This window comes from Streptomyces sp. NPDC002577 (genome assembly GCF_053594815.1).
In genome coordinates this window covers 83432-110094 of the sequence record NZ_JBSFWK010000030.1, presented here as the reverse complement: position 1 = coordinate 110094, position 26663 = coordinate 83432, and the positions used below count along the sequence as shown (strand labels likewise).

The 26663-nt window shown below is 71.6% G+C and carries 17 protein-coding genes, 2 tRNA genes and 1 riboswitch; of the genes, 9 read left to right on the top strand and 10 right to left on the bottom strand.

Translation table 11 applies throughout. The features are described from left to right. Positions 1-441 precede the first annotated feature (441 nt). Positions 442-990, bottom strand: a complete 549-nt coding sequence (locus ACWD4J_RS29835; RefSeq protein ID WP_451398539.1) for a MarR family winged helix-turn-helix transcriptional regulator — start codon at positions 988-990, stop codon at positions 442-444. 123 nt (positions 991-1113) lie between these two features. On the opposite strand from ACWD4J_RS29835, the gene ACWD4J_RS29830 reads away from it, so the two are divergent. Next, on the top strand, positions 1114-2388 hold the full coding sequence (locus ACWD4J_RS29830; RefSeq protein ID WP_451398538.1) for an MFS transporter: 1275 nt from the start codon (positions 1114-1116) through the stop codon (positions 2386-2388). Between the two features lie 29 nt (positions 2389-2417). On the opposite strand, the gene ACWD4J_RS29825 is transcribed toward ACWD4J_RS29830, so the two are convergent. After that, the gene (locus ACWD4J_RS29825; protein WP_451398537.1) at positions 2418-4082 is read right to left on the bottom strand and encodes an ATP-binding SpoIIE family protein phosphatase; all 1665 of its coding nucleotides are present in this window, start codon (positions 4080-4082) and stop codon (positions 2418-2420) included. A 274-nt stretch (positions 4083-4356) separates the two neighbouring features. Then, complete coding sequence (locus ACWD4J_RS29820; protein ID WP_451398536.1) at positions 4357-5784, bottom strand: NAD(P)/FAD-dependent oxidoreductase; 1428 nt, start codon at positions 5782-5784, stop codon at positions 4357-4359. A gap of 376 nt (positions 5785-6160) precedes the next feature. Between ACWD4J_RS29820 and ACWD4J_RS29815 the strand changes: the two genes are divergently transcribed. Next, positions 6161-6988: a TetR/AcrR family transcriptional regulator gene (locus ACWD4J_RS29815; protein WP_451398535.1), complete on the top strand. Its 828-nt coding sequence runs from the start codon at positions 6161-6163 to the stop codon at positions 6986-6988. A 124-nt stretch (positions 6989-7112) separates the two neighbouring features. Here ACWD4J_RS29815 and ACWD4J_RS29810 read toward each other — a convergent pair whose 3' ends face one another. Continuing rightward, positions 7113-10634 carry an AfsR/SARP family transcriptional regulator gene (locus tag ACWD4J_RS29810; RefSeq protein ID WP_451398534.1) on the bottom strand — a complete coding sequence of 1174 codons (3522 nt, stop codon included), beginning with the start codon at positions 10632-10634 and terminating at the stop codon, positions 7113-7115. A 152-nt stretch (positions 10635-10786) separates the two neighbouring features. Continuing rightward, the gene (locus ACWD4J_RS29805; protein WP_451398533.1) at positions 10787-12880 is read right to left on the bottom strand and encodes an asparagine synthase-related protein; all 2094 of its coding nucleotides are present in this window, start codon (positions 12878-12880) and stop codon (positions 10787-10789) included. 818 nt (positions 12881-13698) lie between these two features. On the opposite strand from ACWD4J_RS29805, the gene ACWD4J_RS29800 reads away from it, so the two are divergent. The 4 genes from ACWD4J_RS29800 to ACWD4J_RS29785 all read left to right on the top strand — a co-directional run bounded on the left by ACWD4J_RS29800 (position 13699) and on the right by ACWD4J_RS29785 (position 18935). Beyond that, positions 13699-15141, top strand: a complete 1443-nt coding sequence (locus ACWD4J_RS29800) for an MFS transporter (protein ID WP_451398532.1) — start codon at positions 13699-13701, stop codon at positions 15139-15141. A gap of 109 nt (positions 15142-15250) precedes the next feature. Continuing rightward, positions 15251-16465, top strand: coding sequence for an L-2-hydroxyglutarate oxidase (lhgO, locus tag ACWD4J_RS29795; RefSeq protein WP_451398547.1), 1215 nt, complete (start codon positions 15251-15253; stop codon positions 16463-16465). A 179-nt stretch (positions 16466-16644) separates the two neighbouring features. After that, a complete protein-coding gene (trmB, locus tag ACWD4J_RS29790; RefSeq protein WP_451398546.1) occupies positions 16645-17445 on the top strand; it encodes a tRNA (guanosine(46)-N7)-methyltransferase TrmB in 801 nt (266 codons plus the stop codon). Positions 17446-17489: 44 nt separating this feature from the next. Continuing rightward, a complete protein-coding gene (locus ACWD4J_RS29785) occupies positions 17490-18935 on the top strand; it encodes a PrsW family intramembrane metalloprotease (RefSeq protein WP_451398531.1) in 1446 nt (481 codons plus the stop codon). 7 nt (positions 18936-18942) lie between these two features. On the opposite strand, the gene ACWD4J_RS29780 is transcribed toward ACWD4J_RS29785, so the two are convergent. From ACWD4J_RS29780 to ACWD4J_RS29770, 3 genes are all read right to left on the bottom strand, one after another. Beyond that, positions 18943-20088: a M23 family metallopeptidase gene (locus ACWD4J_RS29780; protein ID WP_451398530.1), complete on the bottom strand. Its 1146-nt coding sequence runs from the start codon at positions 20086-20088 to the stop codon at positions 18943-18945. Between the two features lie 11 nt (positions 20089-20099). After that, positions 20100-20244, bottom strand: a riboswitch (cyclic di-AMP (ydaO/yuaA leader). Positions 20245-20507: 263 nt separating this feature from the next. Continuing rightward, positions 20508-21701, bottom strand: coding sequence for a PP2C family protein-serine/threonine phosphatase (locus ACWD4J_RS29775; RefSeq protein ID WP_451398529.1), 1194 nt, complete (start codon positions 21699-21701; stop codon positions 20508-20510). A 221-nt stretch (positions 21702-21922) separates the two neighbouring features. Beyond that, positions 21923-21996, bottom strand: a tRNA-Met gene (locus tag ACWD4J_RS29770). A gap of 366 nt (positions 21997-22362) precedes the next feature. On the opposite strand from ACWD4J_RS29770, the gene ACWD4J_RS29765 reads away from it, so the two are divergent. The 3 genes from ACWD4J_RS29765 to ACWD4J_RS29755 all read left to right on the top strand — a co-directional run bounded on the left by ACWD4J_RS29765 (position 22363) and on the right by ACWD4J_RS29755 (position 24697). Then, positions 22363-22731: a nuclear transport factor 2 family protein gene (locus ACWD4J_RS29765; protein WP_451398528.1), complete on the top strand. Its 369-nt coding sequence runs from the start codon at positions 22363-22365 to the stop codon at positions 22729-22731. A 162-nt stretch (positions 22732-22893) separates the two neighbouring features. Then, entirely contained in the window at positions 22894-23589 is a 696-nt protein-coding gene (locus ACWD4J_RS29760; RefSeq protein ID WP_451398527.1) for a response regulator transcription factor, read from the top strand. Continuing rightward, positions 23582-24697 (top strand): sensor histidine kinase, encoded by a 1116-nt coding sequence (locus ACWD4J_RS29755; RefSeq protein WP_451398526.1) that lies wholly within the window; start codon positions 23582-23584, stop codon positions 24695-24697. Before ACWD4J_RS29760 ends, ACWD4J_RS29755 begins: the two co-directional genes overlap by 8 nt. 217 nt (positions 24698-24914) lie before the next feature. On the opposite strand, the gene ACWD4J_RS29750 is transcribed toward ACWD4J_RS29755, so the two are convergent. Together ACWD4J_RS29750 and ACWD4J_RS29745 are read right to left on the bottom strand one after the other, a co-directional pair. Continuing rightward, positions 24915-24987 (bottom strand) — tRNA-Lys (locus ACWD4J_RS29750). Positions 24988-25106: 119 nt separating this feature from the next. After that, a complete protein-coding gene (locus tag ACWD4J_RS29745; RefSeq protein WP_451398545.1) occupies positions 25107-26615 on the bottom strand; it encodes an amino acid permease in 1509 nt (502 codons plus the stop codon). Positions 26616-26663 lie beyond the last annotated feature (48 nt).

The window sequence follows — 26663 nt, the reverse complement described above, 5'->3', positions numbered from 1 at the left end:
CTCTCTCAGGCTTTCCTCCGGGCGCTTCCCTTCGGTCTTGCGTTTCCGACTCTATCAGATCTTTCCGATCCGATTTCCTCGGTGCTTTCCAGGTTTTCGCTCTCGCGTTTCCCTTTCCGGCGTTTCCGACTCTATCAGATCCTTTCGGGCCTGATTCCCAGTCAGAGTGGGCTGTCTTCCCGGCCGTTGGGCCGTTCCGACGTCCTAAACCTTAGCGGATTCTCCCCGCGACTCATAATCGAGCCTTGGAATTGAATTCGGGCACGCCGAAATCAGTCCCACTGGGAGTTCGTGCTGATGGTTTGGGGTGCCGCGTGAGCGGCTACAGGCGTTGCCGGAGAACCGTTACGGCTCCGTGGCAACCCGAAGAACTTTACGGATCGGCCATGGGGATGTCAACAACCCCTGTCAAGATTTTTTCGACGGGGCTGGTCGGCGACATCAGTCCAGGTCGGTGAGGCGTCCGCCGGCATCCGGCTGAGCGGCCTCCACACGCCGCAGGAGACGGGTCAGCACCTCGCCGAGGGTGGTGCGCTCCTCCGCGGAGAGGTCCTGGAGCAGCTCCTCCTCGAAGACGGAGGCGAGCCGCATGGCCTCGAGCCACTTCTCGCGACCCTCAGCCGTGAGCTCGACGATGACCCGTACGCGGTTGGACTCGTCCCGCTCTCGGGTGACCAGCCCCTCGGCCACCATCCGGTCGATTCGGTGCGTCATGGCGGCGGGCGTGAGCCCGAGCCGCTTGGCGAGGTCTCCCGGGCCCATTCGGTACGGCGCGCCGGAGAGGACGAGGGCCTTGAGGACCTCCCACTCGGCGTTGCTGATGTCGAGCGTTGCGGTCTGGCGGCCGTAAGCGACGTTCATGCGGCGGTTGAGGCGCCCCAGGGCCGAGACGATCTTCTCCACCTGCGGGTCGAGATCCTGGAATTCGCGCTGGTAGGCGGCGATCTGTTCTTCGAGGGTCGGCTCAGAGACGCCGGGGGTGTCGCCCATGGTCCGCAGTATCGCAGATCCCGCTTGGCTTTGAAGTCCTTCACCCTGTACTGTTTAGCTTCTAAGTTTAGGTTCGAAGTCTTCAGGGTTGAGGGGAAAGTGACCAGGGCTACGGGCGCAGCGATGCGCCGGATCCAGATCGGCAGCGCGCTGAGCGCGTTCGGCGTGGGCTTCACGGTTCCGTTCCTTTATGTCTATGTGGCGCAGGTGCGGGGCCTCGGGGCCAGTGCGGCAGGTGTCGTGCTCGCCGCCTTCGCCGTCGCCGCCCTGGTCGTCCTGCCCTTCACCGGGCGCGCTCTCGACCGGCGCGGGCCGCTTCCGGTGCTGGTGGGGGCCTCGCTGATCGCGTCCGCAGGCGCCCTGGCGCTCGGGTTGGCGCGCGGCGAGGCCGCGGCGATCGTGTCGGCCGCGGTGCTCGGCGCGGGTACCGCGGTGATGCAGCCCGCGCTCGCGACCCTGATCGTGGGGTGCGCGGAGACGAGCACGCGCACGCGTGCCTTCGCCACGCAGTTCTTCCTGCAGAACCTGGGGCTCGGCATCGGCGGGTTGATCGGCGGCCAGATCGTCGACGAGCACCGGCCCGCCAGCTTCACTCTGCTGTTCTCGATCGAGGCCGTGATGTTCCTGGTGCTGGCCGCGATCGCCGCCACGGTGCGGATGCCGGATACGGCGGCTCTGCGGGGTGCCGTGCCGCGGGACGAGTCCGCGGCCGGCGGGAACGGCGTGCGGGCGCTGCTGCGGCACCGCGCGATGGTGCAGCTGTGTGTGCTCGGGTTCGTGCTGTTCTTCGCCTGCTACGGGCAGTTCGAGTCGGGCCTGTCCGCGTACGGCGTGGAGGCCGCGGGGATCTCGGCGTCGACTCTGGGCATCGCTCTGGCGGCGAACACGGCGATGATCGTGGTCGCGCAGTTCGCGGTCCTGAAGTTCGTCGAACGGCGCAGGCGGTCCCGGGTGATCGCGTCCGTGGGGCTCCTGTGGGCGTTCGCGTGGGCGGTCGCCGGGTACGCGGGTCTCGGGCCCGGCAGCCAGGCCATGGCGACGGCCGCGTTCGTCTCGACGTACGCCCTGTTCGGGCTGGGTGAGGCGATGCTGTCGCCGACCCTCGCGCCGCTGGTGGCGGATCTGGCTCCGACGGGCATGGTCGGTCAGTACAACTCGGCCTTCGCCCTGGTGAAGCAGCTGGCGCTGGCGGTCGGTCCGGCCGTCGGCGGTCCGATGGGGGCTTCGCTGCACATGCCGTACGTCGTGACGTTCCTGCTCTTCTCCCTGGGCATCTCGGTGCTGGCGCTGCGGCTGGGCCGCCGGCTCACCGCGGTGCAGGACCAGCCGTCGCTCGCCAGGAGCCGGGTGGTGACGCAGGGCGGTGCGCCGGCCGAACCGGTGCCGTCGGGCGCCTGAGTCGACGAGTACGGCCTGAGGACGACGTACTACGTGGGGTTGGGCAGGGCGAACTCGCACCACACCGCCTTGCCGCCCCCGGGTGTGCGGCGCGATCCCCAGTTCGAGGCGATCGTGGCGACGATGGAGATGCCGCGGCCCGTCTCGTCCGCGGGCTCGGCGCGGCGGCGGCGCGGCAGATTGTCGTTGCCGTCGGTCACCTCGACGATCAGGCGACGATCGGTGCGGCGCAGACGCAGACGCATCGGCGGGGTGCCGTGCTGGAGCGAGTTGGCGACGAGCTCGCTGGCGGCCAGGACGCCCAGATCGTGCAGTTCGGTCGGGAAGCGCCAGCTGGTGAGGACGCCGGAGGCGAAGGCACGCGCGCGTGGAGCTGCTTCCACGCCGCCGAGCAGTTCGAGCGCGGCGTTGCGGAAGAGCTCCTCGTCCGGGCCGCTGCGCGCGGGGTGCTGCAGGACGAGTACGGCGACGTCGTCGTCGTGGTCCGCGGTGACACCCGCCGTGCGGATGAGGCGGTCGCACACCACCTGCGGCGTGCCGGTCGCCCCGGCGAGGGCGTTCTCCAGGGCGGCCACGCCCTCGTCGATGTCCTCGCCGCGCCGCTCGACGAGACCGTCCGTGTAGAGCACGGCGGTGGAGCCGGGGCCGAGCGGCACGGTGCCGGAGGCGTGCATCCAGCCGCCGGTGCCGAGCGGAGGTCCGGTGGGTTCGCCGGCGCGGTGGATGGTGCCCTTCTCGTCCCGTACGAGGATCGGCAGATGGCCCGCGGAGGCGTACACGAGCTTGCCCTCGTTGGGGTCGTGGACGGCGTATGCGCAGGTGGCGATCTGGTTCGGGTCGATCTCGGCGGCGAGGCCGTCAAGGAGCTGCAGCACCTCGTGCGGGGGCAGGTCCAGGCGGGCGTACGCCCTGACCGCCGTGCGCAGCTGGCCCATGACGGCAGCGGCGCGCACACCGCGGCCCATCACGTCGCCGATCACGAGGGCGGTGCGGCCGCCGCCGAGAGTGATCACGTCGTACCAGTCGCCGCCCACGGCCGCGTCGGTGCCGCCCGGCTGGTACGTGGCGGCGATGCGCAGGTCGTCGGGCTCCTCCAACTCCTGGGGCAGCAGGGATCTTTGCAGGGTGACGGCGGTTTCGCGCTGGCGGCGCTCGCTGGCACGCAGCCGTTCGGCGGCCTCCGCGTGGTCGGTGACGTCGGCGGCGAAGATCAGGACCCCGCCGCCTTCGGAGGTGGCGAGGGTGTCCACGGGCGTGCAGGTGAACGTGTACGAGCGGCCGTCGGGGGCCTTGCGGGACTTGACGGTGCGGGGTCTGGAGCTGCGCAGCACCTGGTCGAGGAGCGGCAGCAGGCCGATCTCGCCGAGCTCGGGGAGGGCCTCGCGCGCGGGTTCGCCGACGGGGCGGGTGCCGAACGCCGCCGCGTAGGCGTCGTTGACGTAGGCGATGCGGTGCTCCGGGCCGTGGACGAGCGCGACGAGGGCCGGGATCCGGTCGAGGACCTCGCGGACCGGGAGGTCGTCCACAGCGGGCGCTCCGCAAAGTGCGTCCGTGTCGGTCAGCTGTTCTGCGCGGGCCGCGGGAACGGAGCCCCCTCCGTCCGCGGGCGGTGCCGGGGAGACCGCCTCATCGGCCCGCGCTGCCGCGCGGCGCTGCGTTCCGGGGAGCCGGGCGCTCCAGCGCGTGAAGTTCACCGATTCATGCCTCGTGTCGTCGTCTTCGGCCCACTCCTGAACGGCCGGGGGTCCGGACCGCCGCACAGCCGCGGTCGGCGACTGCGTACTCCGGACAGATACAGCACTGGGGAAAGCCTCAAGATGTCTTGGTGATGTCAAGGTGATGTCGGGTGCGGGCGAGGGAACGGCCGTCCGGCATCGCCATGGTCATGGTCATGGTCAGCGACCAGTCTGGCCGACGGGACCGACATCCGTCTGACGCGGTTCAACTGGCTGGAGTTCCTGCCTCCGTTCAGGACGACCCCTTCGGGTTGTCCTGAGGCTTCCCACCGGCCGCGAGTTCGAACTCCGCCCGGGGATGTTCGAGTGAACCCAGCGACACGATCTCCCGCTTGAAGAGCCCGGAGAGGGTCCATTCGGCGAGCACGCGGGCCTTGCGGTTGAAGGTGGGCACCCTGCTGAGGTGGTAGACGCGGTGCATGAACCAGGCAGGATAGCCCTTCAGCTTGCGTCCGTAGACGTGTGCGACGCCCTTGTGCAGTCCCAGGGACGCGACCGATCCGGCGTATTTGTGGGCGTACTCCTGGAGGGGCTGACCGCGTAGTGCGGCGGCGATGTTGTCGCCGAGGACCCTCGCCTGGCGCACCGCGTGCTGGGCGTTGGGAGCGCACTCCTTGCCGGGCTCGTCGGCGGTGACGTCGGGGACGGCGGCGGCGTCTCCGGCCGCCCACGCGTGCGTGACGCCCTCGATGCTCAGCTGGGCAGTGCACTTGAGACGGCCCCGGCCGTTCTTCGGCAGGTCGGTGGCGGCCAGGATCGGGTGCGGCTTGACGCCGGCGGTCCACACGACCGTACGGGTCGGGAAGCGCGCACCGTCGCTGAGCACGGCGACCCGGTCCTCGCAGGACTCGAGGCGGGTCTCCAGACGTACGTCGATGTTGCGGCGGCGCAGCTCACGGACGGCGTACTTGCCCATCTCCTCGCCGACTTCGGGGAGGATGCGGTTCGTCGCCTCGACGAGGATCCACTTCATGTCCTCGGGCTTGACGTTGTGGTAGTACCGCGCGGTGTAGCGGGCCATGTCCTCGAGCTCGGCGAGGGCCTCCACGCCCGCGTACCCGCCGCCGACGAAGACGAAGGTGAGCGCCGCGTCGCGGATCGCCGGGTCGCGTGTGGAGGAGGCGATGTCCATCTGCTCGATGACGTGGTTGCGCAGGCCGATGGCCTCCTCGACCGTCTTGAAGCCGATGGCGTGGTCGGCCAGGCCGGGGACCGGGAGGGTGCGCGAGACGGAGCCGGGGGCCAGGACCAGTTCGTCGTACGTGAGGGTGATGGCGCCCGCGCCCTCCTCGTCGCTCGCGAGGGTGGTGAGGGTCGCGGTGCGCTTGGCGTGGTCGATCGACCGGGCCTCGCCGACGACGACGCGGCAGCCGTCGAGGATGCGCCGCAGCGGCACCACGACATGCCGGGGCGAGATGGAGCCGGCGGCCGCCTCGGGCAGGAAGGGCTGGTACGTCATATAGGGGTCGGGCGTCACGACGACGATCTCGACCTCGTCCCGCTGGAGCTCGGGTTTCAGTTTGCGCTGCAGACGCAGAGCCGTGTACATCCCGACATAGCCCCCGCCCACGACGAGAATGCGCGCGCGTTCGGGGGATTCGGCCCGCCGCCCACCGGCTGTCGGATGCTGTGTCTCGTCATTGATCGCAGCGTTCACCATCCCATGACGCACCCGTCACCGGCGTTTGTCCACAGTCCCGGCAAATTATGTGACCGGTCAGGGCGAGCGGTCACAGTTGGGCGATTTGCCGGACTCCCCGGAAGAACTGCAGGTCAGCCGATGGCGCTACGGGAAGCGCTGGGGTGCAATCGGGGTGGAACCGGTACGTACTCCGATCGTGGTACGCACCGCGCGGAACGTCCCTCTTCTGAATTGACTCCGGCTCAACTATGTTCGTGTGTCGTCGGAGTGTGGGGGATGCTCACGGCGGGTCCGGCGAGCGGGCTCGCGGGACCACGCGTGTGCCTTGTGCGCTCCGGCTGCCAATGGCGGGGAGAAGTCTCCGGGGGGAGACGTCATTACCGGGGGAACACTCATGCATATTCAGGATTCTCATTGGTCGTCCGCATCCGCTTTCGCAGCGGCGGGTTCGCACGGCAGGCATGGAGCGCACGGCTCGCACGTCGGGACCGGGCGTGCGGTGGGCGACGCAGGGCGCACGACGCCGCTGCGCGTGGACGCTCAGCGCAATCTGGAACACGTGCTGCGCGCGGCACGCGAGGTCTTCGGCGAGCTGGGGTACGGCGCGCCGATGGAGGACGTGGCACGCCGGGCCCGGGTCGGAGTCGGCACGGTCTACCGGCGGTTCCCCAGCAAGGAGGTCCTGGTACGGCGCATAGCCGAGGAGGAGACCTCCCGGCTCACCGAGCAGGCCCGTGCGGCGCTCGGCCAGGAGGACGAGCCGTGGTCCGCGCTGTCGCGCTTCCTTCGTACGTCCGTGGCCTCCGGAGCCGGCAGGCTGCTGCCGCCGCAGGTGCTGCGGGTGCGTGTCGCCGGGGACGAGGCCTCTGCGAGTGCCGGTACGGCTGCGGGCGCGGGTGCCGCCGCCGGGCTGGACGAGACGCGGCTGCCGCAGCAGCGCTCCCCCCAGCCGGCGCACCCTGAGCTGCGGCTGGTCGAGCAGCGGACGGCGGAGACCGACGAGCAGGGCGACGCGGGCGCGGCGGAACTGCTCGACGTCGTCGGCCGGCTCGTGGAGCGGGCGCGGGCGGCGGGCGAGCTGCGCGCGGACGTGACCGTGGCCGACGTACTGCTGGTGATAGCCACGGCCGCGCCCGCACTGCCGGACCCGGACCAGCAGGCGGCGGCTTCCGCGCGGCTGCTGGACATTCTGCTGGAGGGGTTGCGGTCGCGGCCGGCGTGACAGAACCGGTTCCGCTGTGGGCAGTCGTTCCTCTGGGGCGATGGGGGCACCTCCCATGCCCTTAAGGCAATGCGGGAGGGTGGGCACAGCGGAACCGCGGCGCGCAGCCGAACCGTGCCCGGTCTTACGAAGCCGTGGCCGCCGCCAGTTCGGCGAGCACGCCGTCGGCCGTAAGGCCCGCCCCTGCCTCGTACTCGGCCTCGTAGCGCCGCCGGCCGAGCGCGGCGAGGGCGTCGGCGGCGACCGCCTCGGCCTCGGCCCGGTCCGGCATCGGACGGGGGTGGCCGCCGCGCCAGTGCGCCCCGGCGGCGAGCAGCCGGGTCGCCCGTACATGGTCGCCGAGCCGCCCCAGGAGGGCGGCCGCGCCGTCCACGAGCGCTGCCGTCACCGCCTCCGCGCAGCCGCTCGCGACCGCCTCGCGCAGGGTCGCGGCCATCCGCGGCAGCGCGAGCCCGGGTCCCGACTCGACGGCGACGATCCGGGCGTCGACAGCCTCCAGACCGGCGATGAAGTGCGGCGGTGGCGTGCCGCGCATGGCCTCCTCGCGTGCTGCGTCGTACAGGGCGCGGGCGCGTGCGGCATCGCCCTCGTCCAGCGCCATCATGGCGGCCAGCATCCGGACGAAGGCACGCGAGTCCGTGACCGCGTGCCGATCCGCTTCGGAGTTCGCCTCGTCGAGGGCCTTCCACGCCGCTTCCCGGTCACCGGAGCGGAAGGCGATCTCCGCCAGCCGTGCGATCAGGAAGGGCGTCTCCATGTAGGCACCCACCTCGTACGCGAGCCGCAGTGCCTCCTCGTACTGCTCCTTGGCCTCGTCGAAGCGGCTGCGGGCCATCGCCGCCTCACCCGCGGCGCTGGACACCTGGGCGCGCACCCAGCGGTCACCCACGCGACGGCTCAGTGTCCGCAGCTCCGCAAGGTCGTCGTCGATGGCGTCCACGCCGCCGGGTGAGTCGACGACCGTGTGCGTACGCATCATCAGCAGGACCGCGACCTCCCAGTCCCCGCCGAAGCGGCGGCAGTTGGCGATCGCCACGTCCAGGGCCTGGTGGACATCCTGGCGCCCGCCGAGGATGTAGTAGGTGAAGGGCCAGATCAGGCCGGGAAAGCGGGCCGCGGCGGGGACGGGCTTCTCGAAGGCTCGCGCCATCCGCGCGATGTACTCACGCACCCGCTCACTGGTCAGCATGTCGGCGGGCCTGGAATCCGCCACGAGGAAGAAATGCAGGATGCGCAGGCTCATCCGGGGCCAGTAAAGGGGGTCGTCCTCCTGCCGGCCGGAGGCCGGGGCGAGGCCGGCCTGTGCCCCGCCTGCCGGGTCTGGCGGGAGCTCCGCCCACCACGGAGAACGCGCGTCCCGCACGTCCGTGGCCGCGCTCATGCGCAGGACGCGCTCGAGCCACTCGATGCCCTCCCTGCGGAAGTTGCGCAGCCACCAGAACCAGCCGATGCCGAGGGCCAGCGCGCACGCCTGTTCCTCGTCGCCGGTCTCGATCGCCCGGTGCAGGGCCGCGCGGATGTTGTCGAGCTCGGCCTCCATCCGCTGGATCCAGGGCAGTTGTTCGGCGGAGCGCAGGAGGGGGTCGGCCTTCTCGAGGAGCGCACGGAAGTACGCCGAGTGGCGGCGCTCTGCGGCGGCGCGCGGCTCCGGGGCCTCGGCGGCACGCTCGGACGCGTACTCGTGGATGGTTTCGAGCATGCGGTACCGCATGCCGTCCTCGTCCCTCGCGCAGGGCGTGGCGACCACGAGGGACTTGTCGACGAGCGCGCCCACGACGTCGGCGGCCGGTCCCGTGCAGACGGCCTCCGCGGCCGCGAGGTCCCAGCCGCCGGCGAAGACGGACACCTCTCGCAGAACCGTTCGTTCACGCTCGTCGAGCAGGTCCCAGGACCAGTCGACGACGGCCCGCAGGGTCTGCTGACGCGGCAGTGCCGTACGGCTTCCGCTGGTGAGGAGGCGGAAGCGGTCGTCGAGGCGGTCGGCGATCTGCCGCGGGGTGAGCATCCGCAGCCGGGCGGCGGCCAGCTCGATGGCGAGCGGCAGACCGTCGAGACGGCGGCAGATCTCCGCGACGGCCTCCGCGTCGGCGTCCGCGGTGGCGGCGAAGCCCGGACGCACCGCCGTGGCCCGCTCGGTGAAGAGGCGGTGCGCCGGGTCGGGCGGAAGCGGCTCGACGGGGCGCACGGATTCACCCGGTACACCGAGGGGTTCGCGGCTCGTGGCCAGCACGGTGAGGTCCGGGCAGCGGGTCAGCAGGGTCTCGGCGAGCCGGGCGGCGGCGTCGATGACGTGTTCGCAGTTGTCAAGGATCAGGAGCAGTCCTCGCGGCGCGCAATACTCGACGAGCAGGGCGACGGGGTCGTCCTGCGGTGCCATCAGCTCGCTCGTCATCAGCACCGTCTCGCGCAGGCCGAGCGCACTGACGACGGCGCCCGGGACCGCCTCGGGCCGGTCGAGCGGGGCCAGCTCGACCAGCCACGCATCGGCGTGCCCTGCGGCGGCTTCCTCTGCGAGACGGGTCTTGCCCGAGCCACCGGGTCCGGTGAGGGTGACCAGGCGCGCTCCCTGCAGGTCAGAACGGATGGCGCCGAGTTCGGGTTCCCTGCCGACGAACGAATTCAGCCGCGGCCGGAGGTTGCCCTTCTGCTCGGGGCGGCGGGAGGCGGCACCTGGGGCGCCGGGCACAGCCCCCTCACGCGCATCCTCTGCGGACGCCCCGGGCACGGCATGCGTCACGGCATGCGTCAGGGCATGCGCGGAATCGCCGCGCGCGGCCGGCACGGTTTTCCCTTGAGCGGCCTGCGCGAACTCCGCGGGCGCCTGGGCCCCGTGGGCGGCTTGCATCGCCGTGGTGGTCCCGGCCGCCTCATGAGGCGCTCTCCGCGTACCCGGGCCAGAAGCCCCGGCGGGCACCGCCCGCCCCACCCCTTCCGGCGCCAGCAATTCCGTATGCAGAGCCCGCAGTCCAGGACCGGGATCGGCGCCGAGCCCGTCCGCGAGAGTGCGGCGGGCATCCTCGTACGCGGCGAGAGCGTCCGCTCCGCGCCCCGCGTCGCGCAGGGCGCGGATGAGCAGCGCGTGCAGCGACTCGTCGTACGGATGCGCGGTGAGGAGCTCGCGCAGCTCCGGTACGAGAGCGGAGGCCCGGCCCAGCAGCAGATCCGCCTCGGCACGCGCGCGTGTGGCTTCCAAACGCTGCGCCTCGACGCGCGTGGCGGCGCTGCGGTCCGGCAGATCGGCGAGAGCGGGGCCGCACCACAGGGCCAGCGCCTCGCGCAGGACACGGGCGGCGGACACCGCATCGCGCGCGTGCAGCGCCGTAGTGCCTTCGCGGACCAGGCGTTCGAACCTGTGCAGGTCGATGTCGTCGGCCGACGCGGTGAGGCGGTAGCCGCCAGGATCGGAGGCGACGGCGTCCCGGCCCAGCGCCCGGCGCAGGCGGCCGACGAGCGCCTGCAGGGCGGCGGGGGCGTCGTACGGAGGTTCGTCGGCCCACACCTCGTCGATCAGCACATCGACGGGGACCGGGCGGCCCGCGCGGAGGGCCAGGGCGGCGAGGAGCGCGCGGAGACGGGCACCGCCGACAGGCACGGGGGCGCCCTCTTCGGTCTGCGCCTCTGTGACGCCCAGGATTCGGTACCGCACCGCCTCATTCTCGCCCGGCGCGTCGGGCCGGTCCTGCGGTTTACGGTTCGCCGGTGCGCCTCGACCGGTTTGACCTGAATCGACCGAGTGCGTCCGCTGCCGGTACGCCCACACCAGCTGCCCACCAGCTGCCCACCGGCGGCCTCCGGCCCCTACGGCCTGCCCGCCGCCCCCAGCGCCCCCCTCTGCGGCCGCACCGTCCCTGTGGGCACCGCCCGCTGCCGCGCCGGCGTCCCCGTCCAGCAGGTGCCGCGGCGGGCCACGATGCGGCGGAGCCACAGTTCGAGGGAGACCAGGTCGGCCAGGCCGTCCAGCGGGAGGGGCTCACCCTGGGCGGCGGCACGCAGGGCCTTCCGTACGACGCGGGCCTCGACCAGGCCCGCCTGGGCGAGCAGCGGCGTGTCGAAGAGGGCGATCAGCTCGTCGACGGCGACGCGCAGGCCGATACGGGCGGCGGCGGCCGACGAGGCGTGCGAGGGGGCGCCCCAGCCGGGCGGCAGATCGGACACTCCGGCGCCCTCGAGGACCGTACGGAGAATCGAGGCGCGGGCGCCCGGCTGGACGCGCAGGGCCTCGGGCAGGGCCCGGCACGCGCGGACGACCTGGTTGTCGAGGAAGGGGGCGTGGAGGCGCTGGAAGCGGATCTCCGCGGCCTGTTCCAGGATCCGGAGGTCGGCGGCGTGGCGGGCGAGCGCGGCGCGGGCGCGGAAGTCGCCGGGGCGCTGTCCGGGCCCGGCTCCCGGACGGATCACCGTGTCCTGAAGACGAACCGATACTTCAGCGAGCGCCTCACCGGTCAGCCAACGCGCGGCCGGCCCGGGTCTGCCCCAGGCGAGGGCGGCGAGCGAGGCCCCCACGGGACCGCCCGGCTCGTCGAACCTGCGGTGCAGCAGCAGGTCGGCGAGCCCTTCGACGCCCGCGCGGTACGGCGTACGGGCGAGCCGCCGTGCCGCGGCGTACACGCGCGCGGGGACCATCACCGAACCGTCGGCCTTGGTCAGCGCGGCCACCGGCTTCACCAGATGGCGACGCTTGCGGTCCATGAGGAGGTCGGCTAGGCGGGCCGGGTGGGCGTCCATGACCTGGCGGGCGCCGTAGCCCGTGAGGTGGTCGGCGCTGCCGGAGGTGAGCCGCGCGCGATGGCGGGCGGCCGTCACCAGGGACGGACCCGGCTCGTCGGTCAGCGGCGCGTCCAAGTCGACGTAAGGGAGGGTCTCTTCGCCGCCCGTGACGACGACGTGGTGCAGGCGCGGATTGGCAGCGATGGCCCCGGCACGCTCCAGTTCGGCCTCGCGGCCGCCCGTCGCCAGGTCGTTGAACGTCACGGCCAGCAGCCGCTCCCCCGCACCGGTGCCGTGGCCCAGGACGGTGCCGGGCATGCCGGGCAGCCCCGCCGCGAGCAGGGCGAGGGTTCCGGAGGCGGGTCCTCCGGAGAGGTCGGCGCCGATTCCGGGCACGGGCATGCCGCGGGCCGCACGCCGGTCGGCGGGGCCCATGCCGGGGACCGGACCGGGGTCGATGTCCGCTCCGGGCACATGGCGCGGCGCGGTGAGGCGCGTGCGTACGGCCTCCACGAGGGCGTCGCGTACGCCGTCCACCGCGCCGGCCGCGTCGGCGGCGGGCGCCGCGACGGCGAGCGATGCCACGGGCTCGTAGCCGGCGATCTCCCGGGAACCGGCCCGCAGGATCAGCGCATGACCGGGCGGAATGCGCCGTACGCCCTGGTACGGCGTCGAGTCGTGCAGCGCCTCCGGTACGTCGGGGGCGGCGAGCAGGGCCGCGAGGTGGCCGATGTCGAGATGGGCCTCGATGAGGTCGGCGAGCGGCAGGGCCGCCGTCGCGTACGCCGTGCCGCCCGCCCATGGCGTGTGGAAGACGGGGCGCACGCCCGCGAGATCACCCGCAATGGTGACGCGCCGGCCGACCTGGACGACCGCCGTGTAGCTGCCGGACCATGCGGTCAGATGCCGCAGTGCGCCGCCGCGCGCCGCGAACAGGGCCACCTTGAGCTGCTCGTCGGAGGCTCCGCAGGCGCCGAGGACCGCGATCCGGGTCTGGGCGTCGGCCTTGACGACACGCACCTCGTCGGGGCGCCAGTCCCCCACCGCCCACAGCGGATCAGGGTCGCCCCACAGCAGCTGGGAGCCCACGGGGTGAACGGTTTCCCCGTCGATCCCGGTGGTGCCGGCGGAGCCCGCACCGGCGGACCCAGCGGCGGCACTGCTCCACCCCACCAACCACCGCATCGCCGCCTCCACAGGCTGTGGACAACCAGTGCACCGTACGAACCGACGAGTGAGTCCGAGGTCGCGACGTCCGCCCGGAGGGCGGGCCCCGCGGCGCGGGGCAGGCGCGACCTCGGACTCACTCGTCCTGGCACCATGCTGCCACGAAGGAGGCGCACGGAGGGCGTTACGGGCGTGCTCGAGCCCCCCGGCATGCGCCCCTGGCAAGCCCCCACCGAGACGGCCCGGGGCCGGAGTTGAGCGGTGAAGGCGCAGGCAAGCGAGGCGCACATTTGCAGCACCCAACGGGTGTGTGCAGGGATGACGCACAGACTGGATTCGGCCAATTCAGCCGGGGATGTTCACAACTCTCCATCATGTGGGCACAACGCACAGTCCGGGAGGCGGAGTTCGCCTCCCGGACCGGTCCGCCACCCGCGGGGATGAAGGCGGCGGTGTCCCCCAGCCCGCTGGATCCAGTACAGCGAGCCGACCCACGCACGATCCATGGAAGCGCTCCCGCTGTGGCCGGAGAAGAGCGCACGGACGGGCGCACGGCCACACGGGCGGAGCACGCGGATCACGGCCCGTTTCCCTTCGCACGGACCATAATCTCGCCATCCGGACCTATGCCTCTTAACGCTTGGGATGCAGCGAACTACGCTGTGTATGCCTGCGTTTCGCGGGAGGCATATTCCCCGGGGCCCGGCCGTTCGCTCTTGCGGCCGGATCCGGGGCTCGCGGCTGAGCCGTCGCGGGTTTGCTTCCCGGGACAGCGCAGCACGAATGCCGCGTGCCAATGCCCGGCGCGGCAGCCGTCTTGTGTCGAGGGGTGGCGCATGTCCAGGGAGCAACGCGGGCCGAACGAAAAGCTCGGCACCGTTCTCGCCCTCGCGGGAATCAGCAACGCGGGACTGGCGCGGAGGGTCAACGACCTCGGCGCCCAACGCGGTCTGACACTCCGCTACGACAAGACGTCGGTGGCCCGGTGGGTGTCGAAGGGCATGGTGCCGCAGGGCGCCGCCCCGCATCTGATCGCCGCCGCCATCGGCCAGAAGCTCGGCCGCCCGGTGCCGCTCCAGGAGATCGGCCTGGCGGACGCGGACCCCGCGCCGGAGGTGGGTCTCGCCTTCCCGCGCGACGTAGGGGCCGCCGTCAGGTCGGCGACCGATCTGTACCGGCTCGATCTCGCGGGCCGGCGGGCCGGCAGCGGCGGCATCTGGCAGTCGCTCGCGGGCTCCTTCGCCGTGAGCGCGTACGCGACGCCCGCGTCCCGCTGGCTGATCACCCCCGCGGACTCGTCGGTCGCACGCGAGGCGAACACCCCCGAGGGCACCGAGAACAGCGAGAGTACGGGCCCGCCGCTCAAGGTCGGCCACAGCGATGTGCAGAAGCTCCGGGAGGCCGCCGAGGACGCCCGCCGCTGGGACTCCAAGTACGGCGGCGGCGACTGGCGTTCATCGATGGTCCCCGAGTGCCTGCGGGTCGAGGCGGCGCCCCTGCTGCTCGGCTCGTACTCGGACGAGGTGGGCCGCGCCCTGTTCGGCGCGTCCGCCGAACTGACGCGGCTGGCGGGCTGGATGGCGTTCGACACCGGTCAGCAGGAGGCCGCCCAGCGCTACTACATCCAGGCCTTACGCCTCGCCCGCGCGGCGGCGGACGTGCCCCTCGGCGGCTACGTCCTCGCGTCGATGTCCCTCCAGGCCACCTACCGCGGCTTCGGCGACGAGGGCGTCGACCTCGCCCAGGCCGCCCTCGAACGCAACCGCGGCCTGGCCACGGCCCGCACCATGAGCTTCTTCCGGCTGGTCGAGGCACGCGCGCACGCGCGCGCCGGTGACGCACAGGCCGCAGGAGCCTCACTGAGGGCGGCCGAGGGCTGGCTGGAACGGTCCCGCGACGGCGACAACGATCCGAGCTGGCTCGGCTTCTACTCCTACGACCGGTTCGCGGCCGACGCCGCCGAGTGCTACCGCGACCTGAAGGCGCCCCGCCAGGTCCGCCGCTTCACGGAGCAGGCCCTGTCCCGTCCCACGGAGGAGTTCGTGCGCTCGCACGGACTGCGCCTCGTCGTGTCCGCCGTGGCCGAGCTGGAGTCCGGCAACCTGGACGCGGCCTGCGAGCAGGGCGTACGCGCGGTGGAGGTCGCGGGACGCATATCGTCGGCGCGGACGACGGAGTACGTGAAGGATCTGCTGCACCGGCTGGAGCCGTACGGCGACGAGCCCCGGGTCGTGGAGCTGCGCGAACGGGCCCGGCCGCTGCTGATGGCCCCGGCCTAGCGGTCTTAAGAACCCATTGGGTCGCCTCACCTCCGGGGTTTGAGCGCATTGTCAGTGGCGCAGTGCACTATCGGGGGAGGAGGTGAGGGACGTGGTGACGGCGGCAGGCATGCGAGGGGCGCGCGGCGCGCTCGACTGCGACGTGCTGGTGATCGGCGGCGGGATCGTCGGCCTGTCGACGGCGTATGCGATCACGCGGGCCGCACCAGGCACACGCGTCACGGTGCTGGAGAAGGAGCCGGGCCCCGCCCGGCACCAGACGGGGCGCAACAGCGGCGTGATCCACAGCGGGATCTACTACCGCCCGGACTCGCTCAAGGCCCGCTATGCGGTCAAGGGCGCCACCGAGATGGTCAAGTTCTGCGCCGAGTACGACATCGCGCACGCCGTGACCGGCAAGCTGATCGTGGCCACGGACCGATCGGAGCTGCCGCGGCTGCACGCGCTCGTGCAGCGCGGCCGGGAGAACGGCATTCCGGTGCGCGAGCTGGGCCCGGCCCAGATCGCGGAGCTGGAGCCCGAGGTGCGGGGCCTCGCCGCGATCCACGTCGGCACGACGGGCGTCTGCGACTTCACGGCGGTCGCACAGCGGCTCGCGGAGGCGTCCGGCGCGGAGATCCGGTACGGCGCGGAGATCACGGGCATCGACCGGCGGGCGGACCTCGGCGTCGCCGTCCGTGCGGCCGACGGCACAGTGGTCCGCGGGCGGGTCCTGGTGAACTGCGCGGGACTGCACTGCGACGAGGTGGCACGGCTCACGGGCGACGACCCAGGGATGCGGATCATCCCGTTCCGCGGCGAGTACTACGAGCTGGCGCGGCCCGAGCTCGTGCAGGGCCTGGTCTATCCGGTGCCCGATCCGGCCTTCCCCTTCCTCGGCGTGCACCTCACGCGCGGCATCGACGGAGGCGTGCACATCGGTCCGAACGCGGTGCCCGCGCTGGCCCGCGAGGGGTACGACTGGGGCACGGTGCGCGCCCGGGAGCTGGGAGGGACGCTCACCTGGCCCGGATCATGGCGCATAGCCCGCCGGCACTGGCGGTACGGGGCGGGGGAGCTGCGGCGCTCGGTGTCGAAGTCGGCGTTCACCGCCGCGGTGCGGCGGCTGCTGCCCGCAGTGACTGAGGACGACCTGGTGCCGGCCCCCAGCGGGGTGCGGGCGCAGGCCGTCCTGCGGGACGGGTCGCTGGTGGACGACTTCCTCATCCGGGAAGGTGTGCGGGCCGTGCATGTGCTGAACGCGCCCTCTCCCGCGGCCACGGCTTCCCTGCCTGTCGGGCGGGAGGTGGCCCGGCGGGCGCTCGCTGCGTTGGCGCGCGGCTGACGTGCCGGCCCAGCGCTGTCCCGGCGCCGGCCCGCTGGCCGACCCGGAGCCCGGCCCAGCGCCGGCCCAGCGCCGAACCGGAGCCCACGGCGAACCTCCGTAGAATCGATCCCACTGTGTACGAGTACGACGAGAAGCAGCAGGCGGGCGCCCCGGAACACCGGCGCCCCGGGAAGCGCATGTTCCCCGAGGGGACCGGCCCCGCGCCCGACCCCGCGGGCTCCCACTTCGAGCGGCGCATCCGCAGCTTCCAACCCCGCCGGAGCCGGGTCACCAGTGGCCAGGCAGACGCCCTGAAGCGGCTGTGGCCCAAGTGGGGCCTGGACATCGACGGGCAGCGCACCCTCGACCTCGCCGAGCTCTTCGGCAGCGACAACCCCGTCGTACTGGAGATCGGCTTCGGCATGGGCGAGGCCACCGCGCAGATGGCCGCCGCCGACCCCGGTACCGGCATCCTCGCCGTGGACGTGCACACCCCCGGCCAGGGCAATCTGCTCAATCTCGCCGACCGGAACGGCCTGTCCAACATCCGGGTGGCGAACGGCGACGCGATCATCCTGCTCCGCGAGATGCTGCCGCCCGCGTGCCTCGACGGCCTGCGTGTCTACTTCCCCGACCCCTGGCCGAAGAAGCGGCACCACAAGCGCCGCCTCATCCAGCCGGAGTTCCTCACGCTCGCCGCGACCCGCCTCAAGCCGGGCGCGCTGCTCCACTGCGCGACCGACTGGGAGCCGTACGCCGAACAGATGCTCGAGGTACTGACCGCGCACCCCGGCTTCGAGAACACCCAGGAGCACGGCGGTTACGCGCCCCGCCCCGACTTCCGCCCCCTGACGCGCTTCGAGGGGCAGGGGCTGGACAAGGGGCATGTGGTCCACGACCTGCTGTTCCGCCGCGCGCAGGCCGAGACCGCCGGTCCGGGCGAGGCAACCGCTCCCGGCAAGACAGCTGGGACCGGCGAACCGCCCGCCGCCCCCTGACGTACCGTCGCGGCCACCCGCCATCCCTGGTTAGGGTCGATGACGTGGCCAACTGCCCCGCGCATCCCTCGCATCCGCCGTTCCCCGCGTACCCCGCCCTGCCACCCGGCCCCGGTACTGGCACCGGCACCGGCGCCCCAGCCCCGGACACCGGGACCGGTACGGGGACCGGGCTGCGGCATGCGCACTGGTGGCAGCGGCGGGCGGTGCGCGCGGGAGCGCTCATCACGTTGCTCGCGCTCTCCGGGCTCGTCATCCTGGCCCTCGTCCGCGAACAGACCGGCACCGAGGGCTTCCTGGTGGGACTCGGTCTGGCGGTGCTGCCGGTGCCCTTGCTCATCGCGGCCTTCCGCTGGCTGGACCGGGTGGAACCGGGACCCTGGCGCAATCTGATCTTCTCGTTCGCCTGGGGAGCATGCGCGGCCGCACTGATAGCGATCGTCGCGAACAGCTTCGCGACCCGCTGGATAGCCATCGCGACCGCCGACCCCAGCAGCGCCGACACGCTGGGCGCCACCGTCATAGCGCCCGTCGTCGAGGAGACCGCGAAAGCGGCGGCTGTCCTGCTGATCTTCCTCTTCCGGCGACGGGACTTCACCGGAATCGTCGACGGTGTCGTCATCGCCGGCGTCACCGGCGCCGGATTCGCGTTCACCGAGAACATCCTCTACCTCGGCACGGCCTTCGGCACCGACCAGCTCAGCGGGGACAGCGGCTTCTCCTCCGTCACGGCCGCGACCTTCTTCGTCCGCATCGTGATGTCGCCGTTCGCGCATCCGCTGTTCACCGTGCTCAGCGGCATCGGCTTCGGCATCGCGGCGCTGTCCGCCGAGCGCCGGCGCCTGCGCCGGGTCCTGCTGCCGATCGCGGGCCTGCTCCTCGCGATGGGCATGCACGCCGCCTGGAACGGCTCGTCGAACTTCGGCCCGTACGGGTTCTTCGCCGTCTACGCCGCGTTCATGGTGCCCGCGTTCGGGCTGCTCACCTGGCTGGTGATCTGGACCAGGCAGCGCGAGCTGGGCACCATCCGCCGCGAACTGCCCGCGTACGCGGCCGCGGGCTGGCTGACGCCGCCCGAGCCGTTCGCCCTGGGCTCGATGCGGGCGCGCCGTCTGGCCCGCGAGTACGCGGGCCGCCACCTGGGCAAGCCCGCGGCGCGGGCGGTCGCCGAGTACGAGGCGTACGCGACGTCACTGGCGTTCCTGCGCCACCGCGGGCGCCGCGGGCGCCCGGGCGCCGATTTCGTCGTACGGGAACAGGAGCTGCTGCATGAGCTGTGGCGGCGCAAGGACGTGGCACGGCCCGCGCTGGCCTACGCTGCCGCGGCGACGACACGGGTGGTGGTCGCGCCGTACGTCGCCCCGTACGGGCAGGTGCCGTACGGGCATCCGCTGGGACACGTGAGGCCCGGCGCCGTGCCGCCGCCGTACGGGCAGGTCCCGTACGGGCAGGCGGCGCCGTACCCCGTGTACAACCCCTACCTGTCCTGACGCACCATCAGGGGTTGAGGCCCTTGCTGAGCAGCCAGGCGAGCGGGTCGATGGCGGCGCCACCGTCCGGATGGACCTCGAGGTGCAGATGCGGACCGGTGACGTTGCCGGTGGCGCCCACGCGCCCGATGACATCGCCCGTGGTGACCTTCTGGCCGACGCTGACGCTGATCGAGGACTGGTGGCAGTACCAGAGCTCCGTGCCGTCGTCGAGCTCGATCACCGTGCGGTAACCGTACGAGCCCGACCAGCCGGCCTCCTTGACCGTGCCGCTGTGGATGGCCTTGAGCGGCGTCCCCGTGGGGGCCGCGAAGTCCAGGCCGGTGTGGTAGCCGGAGGACCACATGGAACCGGCGTCGCCGAAGTGCGAGGTGAGCGTGTACGAGGAGGTGGGGAGGGTGAAGCTCGCGGCGAGCTTGGCGAGGCGCTCGGCCTCGGCCTTGCGCTTGGCCTCCTCCTCAGCCGCCTTCTTCTCGGCGGCGGCCTTGGCCTCCGCCTCCTTCTGCTCCTTGGCGGCTTCCTCGGCGGCCTGCTTGGCGGCGGCCTCCTCGGCGGCCTGCGCGGCCGCGCTCTCGGCCTGGTCCTGCTGCTGCTCCGCCTGCTGCATGATGCGGGCGCGCAGTGCCTCGCCGGCGTCCGTGGCGCCCTGCTCGGCGTCGGCGGCGGTGACGCCGGCGCCGGTGAGCGGCGCGACCTTGGCGTCGTCGGAGTCCGACGAGCCACCGGGAAGCAGGGCACCGACATCGGGGAGGGAGTGGGTGACCGACGACAGGTCGGGCATGGATATCTGCACCGGCGGCTTGCCGCCCTGCGCGGTGGCGATGCCGCCCGCGCCGACGGCCGCGATGACGCCCACACCGAGAACCGTGGAGCTGCGTGCGAGTCCTCCGCCGCGCTGCTTCATGACGCGGTGCCGGCCGCGGACGGGCCGGACGGACTCCTCAGTGGGGTTCCATTCCTCCCAGGGCCCCTCGTCCTGGCGGAAGCCGGTGCCGGTACCGAAGCCGGTGCCGGTACCGAAGCCGGTGGCGGTGCCGGTGCTGAAACCGGTGCCAGGGTCGAATCCGTCGAATCCGGTGCCGGTGTCGAATCCGCTGTTGTCAGGGTCGTACGGCGCGAACGAGGTTTGCGGGGCAGGCGGGTTGGACGCCACGGAGGCGCACTCCTTTCCTTCCTTCTCGCCTACCGGGTTAGCTGACGGGTTCGGAGCAGGAAGGTCTCCTACGAACGCCTTTCATGTGAAAGGTGCCCGATTCACCCCAAGTTGGTGGTTCCCCGGTTCCCTTGCGGGATTCGGCGCGTGCGCACGGAGCCGCCTCTTGTGACGGCTGGGACGACCGCGCTGCGTTATCGAACGTTAATAGACGGGGGTACCGAATTCCAAGCCGTTCCGGCTGATCGTTAACGCCCTTGGCCTGGACTTTACGGGGCACGATCGGGCGGAATCGGACGAGTTGACCGCGCGGCGACGACCTGGCACCGACGGACCCACCCCTGACGGTGTGTCATTTGTTATGCGGAGGGAGGTCGTTCGATCACGCAAGGTGACAAGGCGGCGTGGGCGTCTTCCCCTCACGGCCGCCGTACCGCCAGCAGCGCCATGTCGTCCGCCATCCCGCCGCCGCTGTGCCGCCGCACCTCCGCGGCGAGGGTGGCCAGCATGACTCCCGGACCCTCGAACGCGCGCCCTGCGAGGCGGTCCGCCGGATCGTAGAACTCGCCGTGGTCGTCACGCGCCTCCGACAGCCCGTCCGTGTAGCAGAGCAGCGTCGCCCCGCTGAGGAACCCGGTCTCGTACGCGCGGTCGGGCCATGTCCCCAGATCGCTCATGCCGAGCGGCAGCGCGGGCTCACCGAAGGAGAGCACCCGCAGGGCGCCTTCCGCGTCCAGCAGCAGCGGCTCGGGATGGCCGCGGTTGATCACCCGTACGACGTCCCGGCCGTGCGGGACCTCGGCGAGAACCACGGTGGCGAACCCTTCGAGCAGCTCGGTACCGCGCCGCCGCGTCGCCTCCCGCGCGAGCGCGCGGTCGAGGCGCTGCGCCACCGCTTCCAGCGACGCCTCCTGCTCGGCGGCCTCCCGGAACGCTCCGATGAGGACCGCGACGGCGGCGACGGCGCCCATGCCCTTTCCCCGTACGTCGCCGACGACGAGCCGTACGCCGTGCGGGGTGTCCTGCACCGCGTACAGGTCGCCGCCGATGAACGCGCCGGCCTGCGCGGCCTCGTAGCGGGCCGCGACGTCCAGGCCCCCGATCCGTCCGGCGGGCTCGGGCACCACGGCGCGCTGGGCCGCCTCGGCGATCTCTCGAGCGGAGGCGAGCTGCTGGCCGCTGCGGCGTACGACGCGGTTGATGACGACGGCGATCACGGCCACGACGGCGACCGTCACCACTTCGGTGACGGCGCCGACGTCGACGGCGGCATCGGGTGTGAGGCGCACGGCGAGCACGGCGACGAGCGAGGCGATGCCTGTCAGGACCGTGCCTCGGAGCAGATAGAGGGCGGCTGCCACGAGCGGGGCCGCGGTGAAGAGCGGCGCTCCCGTGAAGACGGTCGGCGTGAGGACGTCGTAGAGCGTCCCGGCGACGAGGAGCAGCGCGGGCAGGAAGCGCACGAAGGCCCGTACGGCCGCGGAGCCCTGCCGCTCGACGCCCTCCGTCCCGCCCCCTGCGACCTCTCCGTCGTCCCAGCCGGCATCCCGGGCGGCATCCCGCGCGGGCTCGCCGCCGTCCGCCCCCGCGTCGCGTCCTCCTCGCTGCCGCACCGCTCGTCTCCCGCCGCGTCCACGCCCGCGCCCGTCGCCGTATCCCCTCAGGCATTCCCACCGCGGTACGAGACGCGACCTGCGGTGGGCCGCCCGGGTGAGCACCGCGAGTCCCGAACACCGCGGAAGACCGAACACGCGGGAAGAACGCGGGAAGACACTGCGCCACAACGCACCGAGGGGCCGGAACCATCATCTGGTTCCGGCCCCTCGGCCTTCAGTAGCGGGGACAGGATTTGAACCTGCGACCTCTGGGTTATGAGCCCAGCGAGCTACCGAGCTGCTCCACCCCGCGTCGGTAAGTACAAGTGTACGCCATCCGCGGGACCGCCTTGACCAGCCCGGTTCGCAACCCTTCGACCAGCCCGATTCGCGCCCCAGTCGACCAGCCCGGTTTCGCGCCCCGTGTGAACCCCGCACTCACGCCGGTGGCTCTCGCACGCTCCCGGCGCACAGGCGGCGGCGGTCCACTGGCGACGGACCCGCACAGCACGAGGCACCGGTCGCACCCGGTGGTCCAGCGGTTGTGCGGGAGGGGCCGCCGACCTCCCCCTGCCCTCGGCCGGCGGCCCTGGGCCGGTCCGGCCGAGGCGCGCGACAGCGGTTGCCGTGGCCCATCCGGCGGAGGAGCCTCGAGAACAGAGGTCACAAGGAGGTCATCATGGGCACCTCGGCGAGCCCCGCCTTCGACACCGAAATCCTGCGTCGGGCCATCGAAGGCCACAACGCGGACACACTCCTGTCGCTCTACGCGGACGACGCGGAACTCCGCGTCGTCGACCGTGACAGCCAGCCCAGCCATCCCACGGTCAAACACGGCCGCAACGAGATCAGCGCGATGCTGAACGACATCTACAGCCGCGAGATGACCCACAAGCTGGAGCAGTGCGTGGTGCAGGGCGACCACGTCGCGTTCACCGAGTCCTGCCAGTACCCCGACGGCGTCAAGGTGCTGGCCGGCTCGATGATGTCGCTACGGGACGGCAAGATCGTCGACCAGACGCTGATCCAGGCGTGGGACGAGCAGTAGGAGCGAAAAAGCGCGGCCGGGGCGCTGTCGGACCAATCTCAATCGGCCCTGGTCCCGGCACGCTGAGCCGCGCGCGGTAAGAGGAAATCACGGTCAGCGTGCCGGGGTCGTGTCCGGTTATTGCCCACGTCGGCGACATGCCGTGCTGCTTAGGCTCCAGGCATGCGCGTACTGATCGTGGAGGACGAGCCCTACCTGGCCGAAGCCGTCCGTGACGGTCTCCGGCTGGAGGCGATCGCCGCCGATATCGCCGGCGACGGCGACTCCGCCCTGAGACTGCTCAGCATCAACTCCTACGACCTCGCGGTCCTCGACCGCGACATCCCCGGCCCCTCCGGCGACGAGATCGCCCGACGCATCGTCGCCTCAGGCAGCGGCATCCCGATCCTCATGCTCACCGCTGCCGACCGGATCGACGACAAGGCTTCCGGGTTCGCGCTCGGCGCCGACGACTACCTCACCAAACCGTTCGAGCTTCGAGAGCTCGTCCTGCGGCTGAGGGCGCTCGACCGCAGACGCGCGTACGCCCGGCCCCCGGTCCGCGAGATCGCGGGCCTCCGGCTCGACCCCTTCCGCCGGGAAGTCTTCCGCGACGGACGCTACGTCGCGCTCACCCGGAAGCAGTTCGCCGTGCTCGAGGTCCTCGTCGCCGCCGAAGGCGGTGTCGTCAGCGCCGAGGAGCTACTGGCGCGGGCCTGGGACGAGAACGCCGACCCCCTCACCAACGCCGTCCGCATCACCGTCTCCGCACTGCGCAAACGACTCGGCGAACCATGGATCATCGCCACGGTGCCCGGCGTCGGCTACCGAATCGACACCGGCATGGACACCGCCCACCCTGGCAGTACTCGTGCATAGACGCCCAGGGCTCAGCGCCCGACTGAAACTCACCATCAGTTACGCCGGAGTCGTCCTCCTCTCCGGCGCTCTCCTGCTGGCCGTTGTATGGGTGTTCCTGCTGCGCTACGTACCCGACCGCCCCAAGGGACTTCTCGGGATCTCACCCAACCGCTACCTCCTTCTGCACACCTTCGCCCCCGCCGCGGCCACAGCACTGGCCTTCCTGCTCGTGTTCGGCCTCCTGGGAGGATGGATCCTCGCCGGCCGGATACTCGCACCACTCACACGGATCGGAGACGCGGCACGGATGGCCGCGAACGGATCGCTGTCCCATCGGATCCGCATGAAAGGCCCCGAAGACGAGTTCCGCGAACTCGCCGACGTGTTCGACACCATGCTCGAACAACTCGAGTCCCACGTCGCCGAGCAGCAGCGGTTCGCCGCGAACGCCTCCCACGAACTGCGCACCCCGCTGGCGATCTCGCGGACGCTCCTCGACGTCGCCCGCAAGGACCCCACGCGGGACCGGGGCGAGCTCATCGAACGCCTGCACGCTGTCAATACGCGGGCGATCGACCTCACCGAGGCCCTCCTGCTGCTCAGCCGCACCGACCGCGGGAGCTTCACCCGCGAGAGCGTCGACCTCTCCCTCATCGCCGAAGAAGCCGCCGAAATGCTGCTTCCCCTCGCCGAACAGCGCCAGATCACGCTCGACGTCACCGGCGAGACAACACAGACCGTCTGCTCCGCGGCGCTCATACTGCGGATGGTGACGAACCTCGTCCAGAACGCCATCGTCCACAACCTTCCCGCCGGCGGCACCGTAACGGTTCACACCGAATCGCAGCACGACGCGAGCGTGCTGCGGGTCGAGAACACGGGCCATCCGCTCCCATCGGAACTCGTACCGACCCTCACCGAACCCTTCCAACGCGGAACAGAACGCATACGCACCGACGAGCACGCCGGCGTCGGCCTCGGGCTGGCCATCGTGCACAGCATCGTCCGAGCACACGACGGAACCCTCGACCTCACACCCCGCCCCACCGGCGGTCTCCTCGTCACGATTCGGCTTCCCGGCACGCCGCAGGCACCGTCCCCGCTCCTTCAGCCGCGCCGGCCATGACTCCCTGAAGGCCCCGCTGCCGTCCGTCGAGGACACCAAGCGCCGTCTCGGAGACGTTCCGCCGCATCCTCGCCACTGCCGACCTGCCACCCAGCACCCTGTGTGACCTGCGCCACGTCACCGCAAGCGCCCGGAAACGCGGCGGCGCCCGAGCCGACCGAAGTCGACCCGGGCGCTGCGTAGCAGGTCAGAGGGGGTTAACCCGCTCCTGCGTCGGTAGGCCGTGTGGGACTCGAACCCACAACCAATGGATTAAAAGTCCACTGCTCTGCCAATTGAGCTAACGGCCCGCGGTACTGCATCCCCGAGCATAGCCGGACGAGCCCGCGTCTCCGATCGGGTATCGGTGACCGCGGGCACGTCGGCCCCCTGCTCTGACGGATCCAACGGCTTCGGCAGGCCTACGACCTCATGGATCCAGCGGCTCCAACGCCCCCTGCCGCGCCGCCTCACGGGCCAGCGTGCGCTCGTGTTCCGGGTTGAGGAACCAGTGGCGGGCCGAGGCCAGCCACCAGGCCGCCGCGAAGCCCAGGACGACCAGGACGGCGATCGGGGCGTAGTTGAAGGTCTCCCAGGTCACCGGGGACAGCTGCGGCAGCATGAACAGGACCGTGATGACGGCGACCCACACCACCGCGACGACCCCGACCGGCCGTGACCAGGCGCCGAGATGCCACGGGCCGCGCTCGAAGGCGTCGCCCTTCCACAGGCGCAGCAGGGTCGGGACGACGTACGCGATGTAGAGGCCGATGACCGCGATGGAGGTCACCGCCGCGTACGCCGTGACGTTGATCAGATACGGCAGGCCCAGTACCAGCGCGCCGCCCGCGGCGAGCCAGACCGCCGCGACCGGGGTGCGGGTCCGCGGGCTGACCGTGTGCCAGACGTGCGAGAGCGGCAGGGCGCCGTCGCGCGAAAAGGCGTAGATCATGCGGCTGTTGGCGGTGATCGACGCCATGCCGCAGAACAGCTGTGCGCCGATGACGACGAGGAGCAGCAGCTTGCCGGCCGTCGCGCCGAGCGCGTCGAGCAGGATCTGGGCGGGCGGTACGCCGGTGGGGGACGCGAGCGCCTTGTCGTACGACTGGATGGCGAAGGTGAAGCCGAGGAGCAGGACGAAGCCCGCGATCCACGACGTCCAGATGGACTGAACGATTCCTCGCGGGCCCGCCGTCGAGGCGTCGTGGGTCTCCTCGGTCATATGGGCGGAGGCGTCGTACCCGGTGAAGGTGTACTGGGCCATCAGCAGACCGAGCAGCACCACGTACAGCCCGCTGCCCCAGCCCGTGTTGTTGACGAACTCGGTGAACACGAAGCTCGCCGACTGGTGGCGGTCCGGTACGAAGGCGAGCGCGCCGACGATCACGGCGACGCCGATGACGTGCCACCACACGCTGACGTTGTTGAGCAGGCCGACGATGCGTACGCCGAACGTGTTCAGCAGGCCGTGCAGCAGCAGGATGGCGACGAACAGCAGGATCGTGCGGCCCGGCGTCACCTCGAAGCCGAACTGCAGGTTCAGATAGGCGCCCAGGAACGACGCCGCGCCGAAGTCGATGCCGGCGGTCACCGCGACCTGGCCGAGGACGTTGAACCAGCCCGTGAACCACGCCCACGCGGCCGCGCTCCGCGACGGCGCCAGCCGGTACGCCCAGTAGTAGAGCCCGGCCGACGTCGGATACGCCGAGCAGATCTCGGCCATCGCCAGGCCGACGAACAGCGTCATCAGTCCGACCCCGACCCAGCCCCACGTGATCACGGCGGGGCCGCCCGTGTTCATGCCGAACAGGTAGAGGGTCAGGCAGCCGGAGAGGACGGAGATGATCGTGAACGAGACCGCGTAGTTCGAGAACGCGGACATGCTGCGCGCGAGGACTTGCGTATAGCCGAGCTGGGCCAGCCGCTCCTCGTCGGTCATGTGCGCGGTGCCGGACGCGTCCGGCGATGGCTTTCCGGTGGTTTCGGC

Coding starts and splice junctions, on each gene's coding strand:
- ACWD4J_RS29835 (WP_451398539.1), bottom strand. CDS start 990: ATGGGCGACACCCCCGGCGTCTCTGAGCCGACCCTCGAAGAACAGATC.
- ACWD4J_RS29830 (WP_451398538.1), top strand. CDS start 1,114: ATGCGCCGGATCCAGATCGGCAGCGCGCTGAGCGCGTTCGGCGTGGGC.
- ACWD4J_RS29820 (WP_451398536.1), bottom strand. CDS start 5,784: ATGGTGAACGCTGCGATCAATGACGAGACACAGCATCCGACAGCCGGT.
- ACWD4J_RS29815 (WP_451398535.1), top strand. CDS start 6,161: ATGCATATTCAGGATTCTCATTGGTCGTCCGCATCCGCTTTCGCAGCG.
- ACWD4J_RS29805 (WP_451398533.1), bottom strand. CDS start 12,880: ATGCGGTGGTTGGTGGGGTGGAGCAGTGCCGCCGCTGGGTCCGCCGGT.
- ACWD4J_RS29800 (WP_451398532.1), top strand. CDS start 13,699: ATGTCCAGGGAGCAACGCGGGCCGAACGAAAAGCTCGGCACCGTTCTC.
- lhgO (WP_451398547.1), top strand. CDS start 15,251: ATGCGAGGGGCGCGCGGCGCGCTCGACTGCGACGTGCTGGTGATCGGC.
- trmB (WP_451398546.1), top strand. CDS start 16,645: ATGTTCCCCGAGGGGACCGGCCCCGCGCCCGACCCCGCGGGCTCCCAC.
- ACWD4J_RS29765 (WP_451398528.1), top strand. CDS start 22,363: ATGGGCACCTCGGCGAGCCCCGCCTTCGACACCGAAATCCTGCGTCGG.
- ACWD4J_RS29760 (WP_451398527.1), top strand. CDS start 22,894: ATGCGCGTACTGATCGTGGAGGACGAGCCCTACCTGGCCGAAGCCGTC.
- ACWD4J_RS29745 (WP_451398545.1), bottom strand. CDS start 26,615: ATGACCGACGAGGAGCGGCTGGCCCAGCTCGGCTATACGCAAGTCCTC.